This window comes from Salinibacillus xinjiangensis, from assembly GCF_009649735.1.
GTDB classification, from domain to species: Bacteria; Bacillota; Bacilli; order Bacillales; family Alkalibacillaceae; genus Salinibacillus; species Salinibacillus xinjiangensis.
Map to the genome: position 1 here is coordinate 13,685 of NZ_WJNH01000005.1, position 16,689 is coordinate 30,373.

General features: G+C 38.5%; 18 protein-coding genes. 1 reads left to right on the plus strand and 17 read right to left on the minus strand.

Translation table 11 applies throughout. The annotated features are described in order from the left end of the window. Positions 1–34: 34 nt before the first annotated feature. Positions 35–172 (plus strand): hypothetical protein, encoded by a 138-nt coding sequence (locus GH754_RS08555; RefSeq protein ID WP_153728317.1) that lies wholly within the window; start codon positions 35–37, stop codon positions 170–172. Positions 173–562: 390 nt separating this feature from the next. Here GH754_RS08555 and GH754_RS08560 read toward each other — a convergent pair whose 3' ends face one another. The 17 genes from GH754_RS08560 to spoIVA all read right to left on the minus strand — a co-directional run bounded on the left by GH754_RS08560 (position 563) and on the right by spoIVA (position 16,442). Continuing rightward, on the minus strand, positions 563–1,114 hold the full coding sequence (locus tag GH754_RS08560; RefSeq protein WP_153728318.1) for a ReoY family proteolytic degradation factor: 552 nt from the start codon (positions 1,112–1,114) through the stop codon (positions 563–565). An 88-nt stretch (positions 1,115–1,202) separates the two neighbouring features. Continuing rightward, positions 1,203–2,456, minus strand: coding sequence for a tetratricopeptide repeat protein (locus tag GH754_RS08565; RefSeq protein WP_153728319.1), 1,254 nt, complete (start codon positions 2,454–2,456; stop codon positions 1,203–1,205). Positions 2,457–2,491: 35 nt separating this feature from the next. After that, a complete protein-coding gene (locus tag GH754_RS08570) occupies positions 2,492–3,319 on the minus strand; it encodes a hypothetical protein (protein ID WP_153728320.1) in 828 nt (275 codons plus the stop codon). 56 nt (positions 3,320–3,375) lie between these two features. Continuing rightward, positions 3,376–4,665: a 3-phosphoshikimate 1-carboxyvinyltransferase gene (aroA, locus tag GH754_RS08575; protein ID WP_407690664.1), complete on the minus strand. Its 1,290-nt coding sequence runs from the start codon at positions 4,663–4,665 to the stop codon at positions 3,376–3,378. 12 nt (positions 4,666–4,677) lie between these two features. After that, positions 4,678–5,778 (minus strand): prephenate dehydrogenase, encoded by a 1,101-nt coding sequence (locus GH754_RS08580; RefSeq protein ID WP_153728321.1) that lies wholly within the window; start codon positions 5,776–5,778, stop codon positions 4,678–4,680. Positions 5,779–5,794: 16 nt separating this feature from the next. Further along, complete coding sequence (gene hisC, locus GH754_RS08585; RefSeq protein ID WP_153728322.1) at positions 5,795–6,880, minus strand: histidinol-phosphate transaminase; 1,086 nt, start codon at positions 6,878–6,880, stop codon at positions 5,795–5,797. A gap of 14 nt (positions 6,881–6,894) precedes the next feature. Continuing rightward, positions 6,895–7,257 (minus strand): chorismate mutase, encoded by a 363-nt coding sequence (gene aroH / locus GH754_RS08590; RefSeq protein ID WP_153728323.1) that lies wholly within the window; start codon positions 7,255–7,257, stop codon positions 6,895–6,897. Beyond that, entirely contained in the window at positions 7,241–8,344 is a 1,104-nt protein-coding gene (aroB, locus tag GH754_RS08595; RefSeq protein ID WP_153728324.1) for a 3-dehydroquinate synthase, read from the minus strand. Before aroB ends, aroH begins: the two co-directional genes overlap by 17 nt. Further along, a complete protein-coding gene (aroC, locus tag GH754_RS08600; RefSeq protein WP_153728325.1) occupies positions 8,344–9,507 on the minus strand; it encodes a chorismate synthase in 1,164 nt (387 codons plus the stop codon). Before aroC ends, aroB begins: the two co-directional genes overlap by 1 nt. A 391-nt stretch (positions 9,508–9,898) precedes the next feature. Continuing rightward, positions 9,899–10,681, minus strand: a complete 783-nt coding sequence (locus GH754_RS08605) for a CheR family methyltransferase (protein WP_153728326.1) — start codon at positions 10,679–10,681, stop codon at positions 9,899–9,901. 67 nt (positions 10,682–10,748) lie between these two features. Then, entirely contained in the window at positions 10,749–11,195 is a 447-nt protein-coding gene (gene ndk, locus GH754_RS08610; protein ID WP_323741931.1) for a nucleoside-diphosphate kinase, read from the minus strand. Between the two features lie 122 nt (positions 11,196–11,317). Next, on the minus strand, positions 11,318–12,292 hold the full coding sequence (hepT, locus tag GH754_RS08615) for a heptaprenyl diphosphate synthase component II (protein WP_153728327.1): 975 nt from the start codon (positions 12,290–12,292) through the stop codon (positions 11,318–11,320). Positions 12,293–12,316: 24 nt separating this feature from the next. Beyond that, the gene (locus tag GH754_RS08620) at positions 12,317–13,036 is read right to left on the minus strand and encodes a demethylmenaquinone methyltransferase (protein WP_153728328.1); all 720 of its coding nucleotides are present in this window, start codon (positions 13,034–13,036) and stop codon (positions 12,317–12,319) included. A 3-nt stretch (positions 13,037–13,039) separates the two neighbouring features. Further along, a complete protein-coding gene (locus tag GH754_RS08625) occupies positions 13,040–13,804 on the minus strand; it encodes a heptaprenyl diphosphate synthase component 1 (protein WP_153728329.1) in 765 nt (254 codons plus the stop codon). A 121-nt stretch (positions 13,805–13,925) separates the two neighbouring features. Then, complete coding sequence (gene mtrB / locus GH754_RS08630; protein ID WP_153728330.1) at positions 13,926–14,156, minus strand: trp RNA-binding attenuation protein MtrB; 231 nt, start codon at positions 14,154–14,156, stop codon at positions 13,926–13,928. A gap of 185 nt (positions 14,157–14,341) precedes the next feature. After that, positions 14,342–14,614: an HU family DNA-binding protein gene (locus GH754_RS08635; protein ID WP_153728331.1), complete on the minus strand. Its 273-nt coding sequence runs from the start codon at positions 14,612–14,614 to the stop codon at positions 14,342–14,344. Between the two features lie 349 nt (positions 14,615–14,963). Then, the gene (gene spoIVA, locus GH754_RS08640; RefSeq protein ID WP_153728332.1) at positions 14,964–16,442 is read right to left on the minus strand and encodes a stage IV sporulation protein A; all 1,479 of its coding nucleotides are present in this window, start codon (positions 16,440–16,442) and stop codon (positions 14,964–14,966) included. Positions 16,443–16,689: the final 247 nt, after the last annotated feature.

Consider the following 16,689-nt stretch of genomic DNA (forward strand, 5'->3'; position numbering starts at 1 on the left):
GATCGAGCTTAAATTACTAAAGAGTGGCGACTAAATGCTGAAGATTGATGATTTAGCTGAAGTTGAGGCTTCATTGGCTGAAGATAATATAGGAGTTACTGATAATCAAGAGCATAATGCTGAAGTTGCTCTTGCAATTGCTAAAGTCCGATCGCGTGTGCGGAAATGCTAATGTTTAGGTCCGATTTGATGAAGTGCGTCATCAATATGCTGAAAACTACTCGTTATGCTGAAGATAACCCTTACTTAGCTATAGTTCACTCTGCATATGCTAATGTTTCAGCGTTGTTAACTAAAGTTCGTCCTCTAATTGCTAAACATCAGTGCTCGAGCCGAGAATATGCTAAAGATTGTTCCCAAAATGACGAAGTACACCACGTAAATGCTGAGTCCCCCTCTATATGCTGAACCTAACCGTTAGTCAGCTAAAGTTCCTCACGATAATACTAAAGTTCGCGGCATTAATCCCAAAGTTGCCCTTCCATTCGCTAAACCCGCAAACCAACCCACACCACACGGGTCCGTACAAAAATAAAAATTACTCCCTATGTAAGGAGTAATTTTATTTAATACATTTTTCATCTGCTAATTGATTCAGTTGCTGGATCAGGTCATGGAATCTCTCTCTATCTCCCTCATCCAGTGCTTGATCTATCTGTTCTTGAATTTTTTTAACTTGAAATTCATAAACCATATGATTTAACAAATCTTCTGCTGCTCTTTGATCCTTTTCGGTGATAAAGTAATCCTCTGGTAAATAAGGATTTTCTTCAAGCACTCCGGCATATCGATAGCATTGGTTTGCATTGGAAAAATTAAGTTGAATATAAATGGTTTCGTGGTCATTTAATCGGATATCATGGAACGATTTTTCAGGATCAGATGTCATCACTTGTTCTTTGTAAAATCGAAATGGAGGATCGTCTACGCATTTTGTTGAGATAATAACCCCCTTAGGACAAAGCCTTGCTTCTTCAACAAAATGAACGTGTTTTAATACTCGTTCATGGTTCATTAAGTAATTCAGTATCCATACACTTTCTCTTCGCTTTAACTGATAATTATTAAGAAACCAATTAATAAATCTTTTTTTCTGTAGTACCGATACGGTCATGAATCAAATCCCTCCCTCCAATTAGAAAAGCGCAAGTACGCTTAAGCTAGACATCCTTGCATTGAAAACTAGCTAACCCGCAGACAACTTATTGGTTTAAACGGAGTAAGAACTCCTCTACTTCTGTGTCAGATGGCTCAATGGTCATATACTTGCTTAAGACTTGATAGGCTTCATCCATCCTCCCTTCTTCTACTAGAAAATAGCCATATTCTTTTAAGAAATCTGCATCGCTTGTAAATGCATTATATGCTTCATGGTAGTTGTTTAATGCTAAATCAAATTCTTCTAATTCATAATTTGCCCTTGCTAATTCCCATTGATACAGCGGATCGCCTTCCCCTTCACGATTCAGCTCTTCAACTAAATCTTTAATTTGTTCATATTCCTCTAGCTTTTTATATAAATCAATAAGGGAAATGACTGCCTCTTTGTAGCCAAGATCGATCGCAATCGCCTCTTGTAAATGTGAAAATGCCTCTGTTTGTTTCCCTAATTGGTTGGCGACTTGTCCAGCAAAATAAAACAACTCTTTATTTAATTCGTCCTCTTTCAAGCCTTTTTGGGCTGTTTCATATGCTTTTTCTAACATGCCCTCCTCTTCATAGGCTTGTGCTAGTAAAAAGTACACGGAGCTATATGAGGGATCTAGTTCGATTAGCTGTTCCCACATGTTTATCGCGATATCACTTCGCTCTGACTGATAAGCCGTAAATCCGTAACGAAATAATACGTCTGGATTATCTAAATTAGAAGAGTTCTGGAAGTATTCTAAGGCCTCTTCCCATTTCCCTGTGAGTGCTAGAGCCTCTGCTAAACGATGTGTAATATCCACATCATTAAAGTGAGTGTTTGTCTTTAATGCTTTCTCATAATAAGGTATGGCTTTCAAATATTCACCTGATGCAAACAACAATTCACCTAATGCAAAATCGATCAGTGGTTCTGTTGGTAATTGTTTCTTTGCCTCGAGCAGCTTTTGCTCTGCAACCTCAAATAAGCCCTGTGACTGATATAAATCTGCTAGTTGAATTAAGGATTGGACATAGAAATCATCCTCTTGATTTAACTGACTCAATAGTTCAATGGCCTCTTCATCTTTTTCCTGATCAACATAGATGTCAGCTAAATAAAGCATGAGCTCTCCTTCATTTGGATATTTGCTCCATAATTCACTAAATAGCTTTTCGGCTTGATTTAATAATCCTAGTTGGTGATAGAGGAGAGCCATGGTAAATTTTTCATCATCATTTGCCTCAGATTCATAGGATTCTAAAAGCTCTAATCCTTTCTCTGTCTGGCCTTCTTCAATAAGGTGCTGTGCTTCTTCTATGATATGCATATTGCAATCCTTCCTTTTGTCTTCTGTCTATTTTGCTAAGGTTTATTCATGATTTCAAAGTATTGACCAAAGCCTTTTTGGTCATATACGGTTTGGTTCAATTTTACCACGTTCCCTCTTATAATCGAAATATATGGATTTTGAAGGTTGATATTCCCTCGATTTGATGGAACATGGAGATTAAAATCAGCATCTCCATATATTTGTAATTCGCCTTTCTTTGGTGAAATTCCTGTTAATGTGAGACTTTCTTTTGATAGAGGATGTACTGAAATGATTTCAGGGAGGGTGTGGAGGGAATGCTTATGCATGAATTTAAACAATGTAGTCGAATTTGGGTGTTCAAGACATGCCAGTGGAATCTGGGATATGCTCTGCATTTGATTTAACCAACCCCATTTAACATGATCGAGGTCTAAATCTTCACTTGTGTACACTAATATAAAAGGAGTGCGTTGTAGGGCGAAGTATCGGACCATTTCTGCTGTTAGATATTTTAGATTGATTTTAGGGACGACTATATGATCAATGGCAATCCCAGCTAATTCTTGCTTATATTCTTGAAAAAGATCCTTCCAATTGTAAGTTCTTTCTAAATCAATTGAGGAGAGAAGAAGAGAGCAGCCTTGATATAAATACCTTCTGACATGATGATCTCGTAAGGCTTTGGAGGATAAAGGGAATTCGTTATCTACATAGACATTTCCAGGAGTCATTTGAAAAATATTGGCGTGGATTTGACGCTTTGGGAGTTGGTTTACGTAATGTTTAGGAACAAATTTTTCTTTTGTAAATACAATATCCTTCTGTTCCCAATCGTTCTCAATCCAAACGGGCATCCGCTTAAAAAAATAAGCCTTCACATTTTGCCCCCCTTCATCGGTTGATACAAAATATGAAGACTCAACACTAATTATACTCATTTTGTTATTGAATCTAAATGTTCAAAGAAGTTCGGATATGAAATATTAATGCAGGACGGATTCTCAATTGCCACTTCCTCTTGTGTAATAAAAGAGGCAATAGCTGCCATCATCCCAATCCGGTGGTCACCATAGGATGAAACCTGTCCCCCTTTCAGTGCTGTAGGACCTGTAATTTTCATGCCATCATCTAATGCTGTAATTTTGGCGCCTAAAACAGACAACACTTGTACAACAGCCTCAATGCGATCTGTTTCTTTAAAGCGAAGCTCTTTTGCATCACGAATAATGGTCTCTCCCTCTGCCTGCGTAGCCGCTAAAGCTAGTAACGGAATTTCATCAATAACACGCGGAATCATATCACCCGAGATGGTAATCCCTTTAAGTGAACTAGTTTCAACATGTATATTGCCAACTGGTTCATCGCCAATACTTTCCGTTTGCTCAAGCGTGATCTGTGCTCCCATTTGTTTTAATACATCTAAGATTCCCGTTCTTGTTTCATTTAGGCCAACTCCTTGAATCACTAACTGACTATTATTAGCCAGGATTGCACCTGTAACAAAGAAACTAGCCGATGAAATATCACCAGGTATTGTCAATTCGGTACCCTGTAGCTCTTGACCGCCCTGTATGGAAATGTGCTGACCCTCACGTGAGATTTCCCCGCCAAAGGCTCGAATCATTCGTTCTGTGTGATCTCTTGTTGCTGTAGGTTCAATGACAGTTGTTGTACCCTTAGCAAATAACCCAGCTAATAAAACGGCTGATTTCACTTGAGCGCTATTTACTGGTAGCTCATATGTCATGGGGGATAGCTGTCCCCCTCTTATACTCATCGGTAAAAATTTACCACCCAATCTGCCGTCTGTTTGTGCTCCCATTTCCTGAATCGGAACAGTCACACGGTCCATAGGTCGTTTTGACAGGGAATCATCTCCTACAAGGACAGAATGAAATGGCTGACCTGCTAATACACCTAGCATCAATCGAGCAGTGGTTCCAGAGTTCCCAAAATCAATAGGATAGAGTGGCTCTTTTAATTGATAGGCTCCCTTACTCTCAATCTCTATCGTTTGACCTGTTTGTTCAATTCGAACACCCATTTGCTCAAATGCTTTTACTGTTCGCAAGCAGTCCTCACCTAATAAAAACTGATGAATGACTGTCTTTCCTTTTGCCAAAGCACCAAAGATTACGGAGCGATGAGACATGGACTTGTCCCCAGGCACCTGTAAAGCTCCACGTAATGAGACATTATTTAAATGAATGTTTTTCACCACAATCACAACCTCTTTTTATTCTTCTAATGAAACCTCATATTGATGACTTTCAAGTACTTTCATGGCCGCTAGCTGCTCCTCTTCGGTTTGCATGGTCAACCGCAGTACTCCCGTCATATTTTCTCTAATTTCCAAGATTTGAATATTCGTAATGTTTAATTCATATTCGGCCAGCCGTTTAATAACTTTATACAATTCACCTGGTTGGTCAAAAATATCAACATAGATGTCATAAAAGTTAGGCAGAGCACCTTTTTTCTTTTTCGGGAGACCGTCTCGGTAAATTTTTGCCCGGTCCAGATATTCTCGAACATCTCCTCGTTGATCTGTTTCCAGTAAACCTTTAACCTTATCCATCTCTTCAATCCACTCATCTAAAAACTGTACCATTTCTGTTTTGTTTTGAAACAGAATATCCTGCCACAAATCGGGATTACTTGAAGCAATCCTTGTAATGTCCCGAAATCCACCTGCCGCCAATTGGGGGAGGAAAGGATACTCATCCTGCCAATTTCTCGCTTGATGGACCAAAGATGAGGCAATCAAATGCGGAAAATGAGATACAATCCCAGTCATCTTGTCATGTTCTTTTTCCGTTAATTCTACAAAGTAGCTTTTCGTATTTTTAAGGAGTTCCTTTAAAATCGCTATTTGTGATTCAAAGCCATCTCGAGCAGGGATCAATATATAATAAGCATTTTCAAACAAATGACTCTTCGCCGCTTCAATGCCTTGTTTATGGGACCCCGCCATAGGATGTCCACCAATAAACTTAATATTAGGGTTCTCGATTTGTTTCGCTACCTTCATAATCGAACCCTTTACAGAGGATACATCTGTTACAATTTTTTCCGTCGTGACAGGGATTGTTTGTAGCTGATTAATGTAATCAATCGTAATATGTATCGGTGTCCCCAAAATAACGACATCCGCCTTTTGAACACCCTCTTCAAAAGAGTCAACCGATTCATCAATGATATTATATTTTAAGGCGCGCTCTATCGTTTCAGCATTTAAATCTAGTCCATAAATATAGCTATTTGGTTGATTAAATTTAATATTTTTCACAAGTGACGCGCCAATTAAACCTAACCCTACTATGAAAACTCTACTCATCTACACTCGACTCTCCTTAATTTTGCAAACAGTTTTGCAGGACACTCGTAAACTCTTTCATGTCCTCTTCTTTTCCTATGGTTACTCGCATGCTTTGTTCAACGCCTAACAATTCACCTGGTCTGACAATAAATCCATTACTTAGTAATTGCTCTGAAACCTCTAAGCCAGATTTCGGCAGATGTATAAGTAAAAAATTCGTTTCTGATTGATCATAAGCTAAATCATTTTCCTTACAAAAACGTTCAACTTGCTTGCGGGTCTTAGCATTCAGCTGTCTTATCTGTTCAATATAATCTTGATCCTCTAATGCTACTAAGGCTGCATATTGTCCAATCGAGCTTACATTGAAAGGACCTCTAATTGTATTTAAATAGCGGATAATATCCGTTGAACCGACTCCATATCCTATACGATAGCCTGCAAGACCATAAGCCTTTGAGAACGTACGTAATATGATCATATTTTCATGGTCTTTTAGATAAGGAATCGTCTCTGGGTAATCCCCTGACATGACGAATTCATAGTAAGCCTCATCTATCACGATTAAAACGTGTTTTGGACATTCTTGCACAAAATGGTTCAGTTCTTGCTCATTGATATAACTGCCAGTTGGATTATTTGGCGTACATAGCCAAACCACTCTTGTGTTTTCATCAATGTACTGGAGCATTTTTTCTAATTGATGATGCCCATCTTTAACGGGAACTTCCCGAACCTCAGCCCCTTCTACTGTTGCATGATGTTTATATTGTGGAAAGGTTGGATGAGCCATGACCGTATTAGTTCCTGCCTCCAAATAAGTGCGGCAAATCATCTGCACAATTTCATCGGAGCCTGCCCCAAAGATTAATTGGTCCATGTCGACCTGTAGATATTCAGAAACCCTTTCCCTTAGTTTTTCTGCGTAACCATCTGGATACAGCTGAATTTCCTGAGCAAAGTTGCCAAGCTTTTCTATAACATGTGGTGAAGGTCCATATACGTTTTCATTGGATGCTAGCTTCACAATGCGTGAGAGATTATGTTCTTTTTTTACTTCATCAATGCTCTTACCAGGCTGATAAGGCTTTAATGCTGGAATCGATTGTTTTGTTCTCAAGCGTATAGCCTCCTTTACTTCACCAAATCTGGACGTAGTTGTTTTGCCTCTCTGTGGTAGATATGGGTAACATCCTTTTGCTTTAAATCGGTTTGTGCGGTAACCATCACTCGAATACATTTTTCAAGTGCATTAGGCACAGGTATTTCGGTCGTACACATGACAGGAACATAGGTCCACCCGTCAATTAACCGCATTCCCTTTGCTGGAAAAGCAGCTGTTAAATCAGGCGTAACCGAAATCAAGACAGATACTATATCTTCTGGCAAAATATCATTTTTTTCTGCAACATCGATGAGTAAGTGTTTTGTTGCTTGGTGAATATCTTCGGCTTTATTTTCAGATACAGTAGTAGCTCCTCTAATTCCCCTTATCATTCCCTATCACCTCATTGATAAAAATTGATAATTCAGCGGCCAATACATCTTCCTGAATGGTTACTAATTGTGGAGATGCAACATCCTCTAATAAGACCATCCGAATTTTTCCTTGCTTATTTTTCTTATCATTTTTCATTCTCTCAACCAGTGAATCTACTTGTAATGATCCTATCTCTTTTAATGGATATTGTAGGCGAATGAACCATTGTTGAATCCTAGCTATTGGTAAATCGATTTGATAGCTTTTCTCGCTAAGCCTGAGTGCAAATAACATCCCAATTGCTATGGCCTCACCATGCGTGATTTTACCATAACCTGCCTCTGTCTCAATGGCGTGACCTAAAGTGTGTCCATAATTTAAATAGCTACGAATCCCCTTTTCTCGCTCGTCCTCAGCAACGATGTTCGCTTTAATTTCAATTCCTTTATAAATAGCTTGGTGGAGAATATCATAGTCTATATTTTCTAACGAATCTACCTGATTCATTAAAAGCTCAAGAAGCTCTTCATCCCGGATGAGAGCATGCTTGATCACTTCAGCAAAGCCAGATCGTTTTTCTACTAACGATAAGGAGTCCAGTGTTTCTAAATCGTAAATCACACCCTTTGGAGCGTGAAAGGAGCCGATTAAATTTTTCCCCAATGGATGGTTAATCGCCACCTTTCCGCCGACACTACTGTCATGGGCCAAAATCGTAGTCGGAACCTGAATGTAATCAATCCCTCTCATAAAGGTTGCTGCCACAAAACCAGCCAAATCCCCGACTACTCCACCACCAATGGCGATAATTAGTGAATGTCGATCTAAGGCTTTTTCAATCGCATAGGTTAGAAGCTGTTCATACTGCTGAATACTTTTGGACTGCTCTCCTGATGGTACGGTATAGGAATAAATGTTAGCACCTGATTGATGGAGGGGCTCACAAATATCCTGTAAATAACCCAGCCGTTCAATTGTATCGTCAGTGATTACAAGAATTTTTTCATACGATTTGGGTAAAAGCTGGTCGATTTTAAATCGGATCCCCTTCCCAATATAAACGTTGTACTCCCCTTGTGATGAGGAAACTTTTAATGTCTGCATTAAAAACACCTGATTTCTTCACGATATTCCTCGATAGCTTTCTTTAATTTTGGAAATTGATCATGTGGGAACTGCTCTAACAGTGTTCTCGCCACTTCCCAAGCAACCACATGCTCCATTACAACCGATGCAGCTGGTACAGCACAGGAATCAGACCTTTCAATACTTGCTTGGAATGGTTCTTTTGTTTCAATATCAACACTTTGTAATGGCTTATAAAGTGTTGGGATTGGCTTCATGACACCTCGTACAATAATTGGCATACCTGTTGTCATACCGCCTTCAAAGCCACCTAAACGATTGGTGCGACGGTGATAGCCCTGTTCTTCATTCCATAGAATTTCATCATGAACCTCACTACCATTTTTACGTGCCGCTTCAAAGCCAATTCCAAACTCAGCCCCTTTAAAGGCATTAATGCTTACAACTCCACCCGCAATACGGGAATCTAGCTTGCGATCATAGTGAACATAGGAGCCTACCCCTGCTGGCATTCCTTCTACCACTACTTCGCAAACACCACCAATGGAATCTCCATCTTTTTTTGCTTGGTCAATAGCATCCATCATTTCCTGTTCTACTTGTTGATCTAATGTTCGAACTGGAGAGGCCTCTGATACTTCTTGCTTTTCTTTAAGGGACATCTCAACATCCTGTGCGCGAATGCCTGCAATTTCCTTCACATAGCCTACAATATGAATACCAAGCTCATGTAAAATCTTCTTGGCAACAGCTCCAGCAGCAACGCGTGCAGCTGTTTCTCTTGCAGATGAGCGTTCCAAAACGTTTCTCATATCTCTATGACCATACTTCATTGCTCCATTTAAATCGGCATGACCTGGGCGTGGGCGCGTAATTTGACGTTTGACCTCTTCATCCTCATCAATCGGATGCTCGCCCATTATATTTCGCCAATGTTTAAAATCATCATTTTCAATTACAAGTGAAATCGGAGAGCCTAATGTATAACCATGACGGACTCCACCCTTGATTTCAACTAAATCCTTTTCAATTTGCATTCTTCTCCCACGACCATGTCCCTTTTGTCGTCTAAGAAGAGACTCACTTATGTCCTCCGCTAGAAGTGGTAAGTTTGAAGGAACACCTTCTATGATCGTTGTTAACTGTTTTCCATGAGATTCACCTGCTGTTAAATATCTCAAGAGCGATACCTCCTATTTATGTATACGTATGTATTTTTATTACTATATCATAGACTCGTACTTTTGTGTTTGCTAAGTAACAAGAATTTTTAAAAAATAGATGATTATAGGCTAGGTGTCGGCATAAATTGGACGTGAGTGAAGTGGGACATAGTTGGGCTTTAGTTTTTTTCAAGGAAACTCTAGCATTGTTGGCGTCCATTTTAGCATACGCACTTCAAGCTTCAGCAACTCATGAAGCATCTTTAGCATTTCAGCCAGTCTTTAGCTTTTCCCACAGCATGTTTAGCACTTGACACCAATACTTCAACCAAAAAAGGAACATCTACAGCATCCACTCACCCCACCCTCCCAAAAAATAAATAACACCTGATTCCTCAAGTGTTATTTACTAATTCCTTGATTTTATTTTTTCATAAAAAAATGTCTCAATCGTTTGAAATTGATAGAGCTTGGGATTAAAAATTTGTTCTGTACTTCCCACAAACAATACTCCACCCTCTCTCAATGATTGGCTAAAATTTTGGTAGATAGTAGTTTTGGCCTCGTCTGTGAAGTAAATGAGAACATTTCGGCACACAATTAAATCGAAGCCTCGTTCGTATCGGTCCTTAAGTAGATTATGACGTTTAAATGTAACAACACTCTTAAGCTTTGAATCAATGTAATACTGATCATCTTTTTTGGTGAAAAATTGCTCTCGAACCGAATCTGGAATTTCCTTTAACGATTTACTAGGATAAATGCCCTTTTTTGCAAACTCCAATGCCTTTTCATCTAGATCTGTAGCCAAAATTTCAACCTGATGCAGGGAGGTGAGCTGGCTGAGAACCATAGCAATCGTATACGGTTCTTCGCCTGTTGAGCAGGCCGCGCTCCAAATCTTTAATTTTTTCTTTCTAGCTAACAAGGCAGGAATGATGGTTTGCTCCAATACATCCCACCGATTACGATTGCGATAGAATTCAGACACATTAATCGTAATCCGGTCTAGAAACTCATTCCAGTATTCCTGATTCCGTAATAGGAGCTGATAATATTCTACAAAGGTTTGACATTCTCGTTTTACTTTTAAGGAGGTTAATCTTCGTTTCATTTGTTTTTCTTTATATAGTGAGAGATTAATGCCTGTCCGCTTATGAACTAAATCAATAAATTCCCCATAATCACTCATGAATGTTCCCCTTCTCAACCCTAATAGTGAAATAAAGACCAGCTGTTAACTGGCCTTTTGCTCTGTATTAGTAAACCCACTGATTGCTATCTTTTGTGTAAGATAGGATTTGATCGTTTTCAAAGAATAAATTAATTTCACGCTCTGCACTTCCAGGAGAATCAGAACCGTGAATAACATTCTTTCCTACTGTTACGCCGTAGTCACCACGAATGGTTCCTGGTGCCGCTTCTTGTGGGTTGGTTTTACCCATCATTTGACGTGCTGTAGCGATTACATTTTCACCTTCCCAAACCATAGCGAAAACTGGCCCAGAAGTGATAAATCCTACTAACTCACCGAAAAATGGCTTGTCCTTATGCTCGCCATAATGCTCTTCAGCAAGCTCTTTTGTTATTTGCATTAACTTAGCTCCCACTAACTGAAAGCCTTTTTTTTCAAAGCGTGAAACAATTTCCCCTACTAGTTCACGTTGTACTCCGTCTGGTTTTACCATTAAAAAAGTTTTCTCCACTTTAAACACCTCTTTTTATGTATTTGTGAAAACGCTTCAAGCCGTTAAAATTCTAACAAATATTACGTTCTTTGACAATTGTTTTTCAACAAATATTCGAATAATTGTGGAGATGTTAACCATTAAAAACTTCTACGGCCAATATATTTAGCAATTTCCATCATCGCTTTTTTAGCCTTATTATTTGGAAAAATCTCTAGTTCTTTATAGGCCTTTTGTAAATACATCTCACTTACACGATAGGACTCTTCTATCACATGAGAATGTTTGATTTCTTGAACAATTTCAGATAATAATTCGAAATCGTTATAGTAATGAGATTTTTCAAAGCCTTTTTCTAAGCGTTGTTTAAAATCCCCTTCCTGAAGCATATATAAAACCGGCAGCGTAATGTTTCCTTGGAACAGATCACTTCCTGCTGGTTTACCCAACTTTTCAGGTGTGGCCGTAAAATCTAAAATATCGTCTATAATTTGATAGGACATACCAATATAATATCCGTATCTTAATAGAGCCTTTTCATAAGGAGCATCTACCTTTGATACTATGGCACCCAAATGGCAGCTGCTCGCTATTAGAAGTGCAGTCTTACGCTTAATTCGTCTTAAATAGGTCCGTAAATTTTGATTAAGATTATATTGGTCCTTAAGCTGTTCAATCTCACCTCGACATAGCTCTACCATGGTTTTGGATAAAATTTGATGGGCTTTAGGATCATCTATAGAAGAGAGGCTTTCTAGTGCTTGTGCAAACATATAATCCCCTGTATACATGGACACTCGATTATCCCATTTGGCATTAATCGTTTCCCGGCCCCTCCTGATATGCGCATTATCGATCACATCATCGTGCACAAGTGACGCCATGTGCAGCAATTCAAAAGAAGTTGCAACATGCTTAATTTTATCAAAATCATAGTGGCCAAATTTAGCCGCCAACAAAACAAAAACAGGTCGGATTCTTTTTCCACCTGCTTTCAAAAGTTGCGTTGATGCAGCACGCAAAACAGGGTGATCTGCTTGTACAATGGATAGTAGCTCTGATTCAATTTTGTTTAAATCTTTTGTAATAAATTGATAAGAGGTAGATAGTTTCATGTAGCTCACCTAATTTTCTATTATCTATTGACCATTATTTGGCTTTACCCCAAGATGCATGGCTGCAACACCGCCGGTATAGCTTTTGATTTGGATATTCTCCAATCCCGCCTGTTGAAAAAGTTCTTTTAACGCTTTACGGTCAGGAAAATCTTTTGCTGATTCATGAAGCCAAGCATATTCTTGATAGCTCTTCGCAAATAACTTACCGAAGAATGGCATAATAAATTTAAAATAAAAATAATATAATTGCCTATATACAGGGATGGTAGGTTGGGAGGTTTCTAAGCACACCACTTTCCCGCCAGGTTTGACAACTCTGGTCATTTCTTTTAGTACGTGTAAATAGTCCGGAACGTTACGAAGACCAAATCCAATTGTGACATAATCAAAAGTATGATCTTCAAATGGAAGGTTCATTGCATCCCCATGAACAAAAGATGCTTGAGGGAGAGTCTCATGTGTTAATTTCTCTTTAGCTATTGAAAGCATATTCTGACTAAAGTCTAGACCAACGACTTTACCCTTTTCCCCAACAACATTTGCTAATGCAAACGTCCAATCACCCGTACCACAACAGACATCTAGGGCATGATCACCAGGTTTTACATTCATTCTTTTCATGACATCCTTGCGCCATGCTTTATGTCGTTGAAATGAAATAACCGAATTCATCACATCATATTTATCATATATCTTTTCGAACACATGGTGGACTTTCTCTGCTTTTGATCGCTGGTCCATAGCTTACCCTTCCCCCAATACGAGACCTTGTTTCCAGGATACATTTTTTAATTCCTGATTTAATAAGGTCTTTAATTCTCCAAATTTTGCAGGTAAATCATCTATATAAGATTCTAATTTCATGGCCAGTCTCGGAATCATATTTTCGAACATACGAATGACGTCTTGTTCGGTATTCCTCTGTGTTAACAGACCAATAACAGATGATTGGTTCTGTTTCTGATAAAGCCTTAACTCTAATGATAATCTTTTCATAAGGAGCCAATTTTGAATAGCAATGTTACAACCGGAAACCTCAAAGTAATTGGCTACCTGTACAACTAAGGCTGATTCAACCTCTTTTAATTCCTCTAAAAGATGATTAATGGAATGTATATCACTCTGATAAATGATCATTTTCCGTTCATTTATATCTCGAATGGCTCTAGACAAAACACCAATCATCTGGATATCCTCTATATTTGACAAAATATGGTAGAATAGTCCGCTATATAAGTCACCAGCTAAAACCGTCATTTGTTTATCAGACTTAAAAGAATTCGTTTGATCAGCATTTTGAATTGCAACAAAGTCGTGAATATCTAATGCTGTTTGAACCAGCATAGTTGCTAAAATATATTTTTCTTTATCATGATTTTCAATGCCCGCTTCGGTTAATATAGAATGTAAAAATAAAATTTTATCATCAGAAATGATTGCCTCTTCTTGCGGTAATTCCTGAAAAGGTTCAGACATATATTTTGTTAATTTATCTTTTATATTTTGCATCACAATGGGATCCAACTCAAATCACCTTGACCCTTCTTAACAGACGCTTTAATACTTATTATGTCACAAGGGTTTAGTTTCTCATTCTAAACCGTAATAAATATAAAAAGCAGAGAAACCATCACTCTGCCTCGTTGTTCATCTCTCCGTGGCTTGTTTGAATTAATGCCTTACCACGTATTTTTACAGCAGATGTATGTTCCGTAAACTGAGCAATCATTACTTCACCCTTGTCCAGTTTTTCGGAATGATGGAAACGGGTGTCTGTACCTCTAGTCAAGCCAATCACATTGACCCCGTCCTCTAAAGCTTTTATGACAAAAAAATCATTATTTGAAGTATTGGAACTCATAAAATATAGTTCCTCCTTACCCGCCATTTTTTGTTACGTTCATATTTTAACATTAACAACAACGATAATCTATTGAAAAATGCCAAAAAAGACCCAGAACGACAGATAGACGGCAAAATGATGAAATTTTTTCCATAAAAAAAAGAGGGGGATACCCTCTTTTTTCAAAAAGCCCTATGTACATATTATTTTACAGCATCCTTAAGGGCTTTCCCTGGTTTGAATGCAGGAACTTTGCTAGCTGGAATTTCGATTTCATCACCAGTTTGTGGGTTACGTCCTTTACGAGCTGCACGCTCACGAACTTCAAAGTTACCAAAACCAATTAGTTGAACCTTGTCTCCACTTGTTAATGAATCAGTAATGGATTCGAAAACTGCGTCTACTGCTGTAGCAGCATCCTTTTTGGAAAGATCACTTTTTTCAGCAACTGCATTTACTAGTTCTGTTTTGTTCATGTCTTTCACCTCCTCCCAAAATCAAACAATCTAGTTAGAATAACAGGAATCTAAAATTCCAATCACTCCATTAGTTAACAATTTTAGTACATTTTATACTTGAAAAGCCCACCAAATATGGTGACAAGCCTTATCTTAACCGAATTTACGAGGAATTTCAATAAATTTAGCCAAAATTCTTCAAGATATGTTTATTTTTCCTATCATTTTTTTGCTTTGTTTAACTGCATGATACCACAATATAGACAAGGTTAGCAATGGCAAAACCTTGTCATATCAACCTTTATCCCCTTTATTTAGACAAAACAAAAAAGCGGCTTAAGCCGCTTTTTGATTATGACACTATTATTTATAGAATTATGGCGATTAGCCCGCCACTGCCTTCGTTAATGATTCTTTCTAATGTATCTTTTAATTTATATCTAGCATTCTCAGGCATTAAAGAAAGTTTAGCTTGAATACCCTCTCTAACAATGGAGCTTAACGATCTACCGAAGATATCGGATTGCCAAATCGATAGTGGATCTTCCTCAAAATCTTGCATTAAGTATCGAACCAGCTCCTCACTTTGCTTTTCTGTTCCAATAATCGGAGCAAATTCAGATTCGACATCTACTTTAACCATATGAATGGACGGGGCAACCGCTTTTAACCGAACTCCGTATCGAGAGCCTTGACGAATAATTTCAGGTTCATCCAACACCATATCCTCGAGTGTAGGAGCTGCAATCCCATAACCTGTCTGTTTTACCATACTTAATGCCTCAGAAACTTGATCGTACTCGCGTTTTGCAGTTGCAAAGTCTTGCATAAGTTCTAACAGATGGTCTTTTCCTCTAATTTCTACGCCGACAATTTCTTTTAGAACGTGATCATAGAGTTCATCTGGGGCTTGCAGGTCAATTTCTGCAATTCCTTCACCCATTTCCATTCCTGCAATTTGAGCCCTCTCAACAAAGTCATAGTCATAGAAGTGTCCAACTACCCTGTCTACATCCCTTAATCTCTTAATATCCTTTACAGTGTCCTGAATGGCTTCCTCATAACGGTTCTTTAACCAATGCTCATCCTTCAACACCATAACCCAGCTAGGTAAGTTCACATTCACCTCTAAAACAGGGAATTCATAAAGGGCCTCACGTAGCACATTGTAAACATCATGCTCACGCATATCCTCAACACTTACCGCGACAACTGGGATATCATATTTCTCTTTTAGTTCTTCTCTTAGCAGCTCGGTTTCTTGAGAATGAGGATGAACACTATTTAGCACCATAATAAAAGGCTTGCCTACTTCCTTTAATTCACTAACAACTTTTTCCTCAGCCTCTTCGTAATCCCCACGAGGAATATCTCCAATAGAGCCATCTGTCGTTACGACTACCCCAATGGTGGAGTGTTCCTGAATAACCTTTCTCGTTCCAATCTCTGCAGCCTCGTGAAACGGAATTGGTTCTTCATACCATGGAGTGTTGATCATCCGAGGCCCGTTCTCATCCTCAAATCCTCTCGCCCCATCAACTGTATACCCAACACAATCAACAAGACGTACATTTACGTCTAAGCCTTCATCCACACTAACGGAAACAGCTTGATTCGGAATGAATTTCGGCTCAGTCGTCATTATTGTTCTTCCAGCTGCACTTTGAGGTAATTCGTCCTGTGCTCGAGCCCTTTCTCCTTCATCTTCTATGTTTGGTAAAACAACTAAATCCATAAACTTTTTTATGAATGTTGACTTACCAGTTCGAACTGCTCCTACGACGCCAAGATAAATATCTCCGTTGGTACGTTTCGATATGTCCTTAAAAATATCGACTCTTTCCAAGTGATCCCCTCCCGATACATAAACTTCATAGAAAAATAAAGACAAAACACGAATACAATTCTGTGACACTAAAAGTCTATGATGTTGTCCTATCAAAATATGACTAAAATATTTTAAAATGGGAAAACGATAGGTATTCATATGTATTTTTTTAGATTTTGATGCGTTCTACTAACACCACCTTAGTTTTCCTCATATTCTTTCTTTAGCACAAGCATAAAAACAGCATACCAACAGAGCAAATTCA

Excerpts from the sequence above, each read along its gene's own strand:
- aroB (WP_153728324.1), bottom strand. The coding sequence starts at position 8,344 with ATGCAGACATTAAAAGTTTCCTCATCACAAGGGGAGTACAACGTTTAT.
- GH754_RS08580 (WP_153728321.1), bottom strand. The coding sequence starts at position 5,778 with ATGAGTAGAGTTTTCATAGTAGGGTTAGGTTTAATTGGCGCGTCACTT.
- GH754_RS08555 (WP_153728317.1), top strand. The coding sequence starts at position 35 with ATGCTGAAGATTGATGATTTAGCTGAAGTTGAGGCTTCATTGGCTGAA.
- GH754_RS08625 (WP_153728329.1), bottom strand. The coding sequence starts at position 13,804 with ATGCAAAATATAAAAGATAAATTAACAAAATATATGTCTGAACCTTTT.
- mtrB (WP_153728330.1), bottom strand. The coding sequence starts at position 14,156 with ATGAGTTCCAATACTTCAAATAATGATTTTTTTGTCATAAAAGCTTTA.
- aroH (WP_153728323.1), bottom strand. The coding sequence starts at position 7,257 with ATGATAAGGGGAATTAGAGGAGCTACTACTGTATCTGAAAATAAAGCC.
- GH754_RS08565 (WP_153728319.1), bottom strand. The coding sequence starts at position 2,456 with ATGCATATCATAGAAGAAGCACAGCACCTTATTGAAGAAGGCCAGACA.
- GH754_RS08635 (WP_153728331.1), bottom strand. The coding sequence starts at position 14,614 with ATGAACAAAACAGAACTAGTAAATGCAGTTGCTGAAAAAAGTGATCTT.
- GH754_RS08620 (WP_153728328.1), bottom strand. The coding sequence starts at position 13,036 with ATGGACCAGCGATCAAAAGCAGAGAAAGTCCACCATGTGTTCGAAAAG.
- GH754_RS08560 (WP_153728318.1), bottom strand. The coding sequence starts at position 1,114 with ATGACCGTATCGGTACTACAGAAAAAAAGATTTATTAATTGGTTTCTT.
- hepT (WP_153728327.1), bottom strand. The coding sequence starts at position 12,292 with ATGAAACTATCTACCTCTTATCAATTTATTACAAAAGATTTAAACAAA.
- GH754_RS08605 (WP_153728326.1), bottom strand. The coding sequence starts at position 10,681 with ATGAGTGATTATGGGGAATTTATTGATTTAGTTCATAAGCGGACAGGC.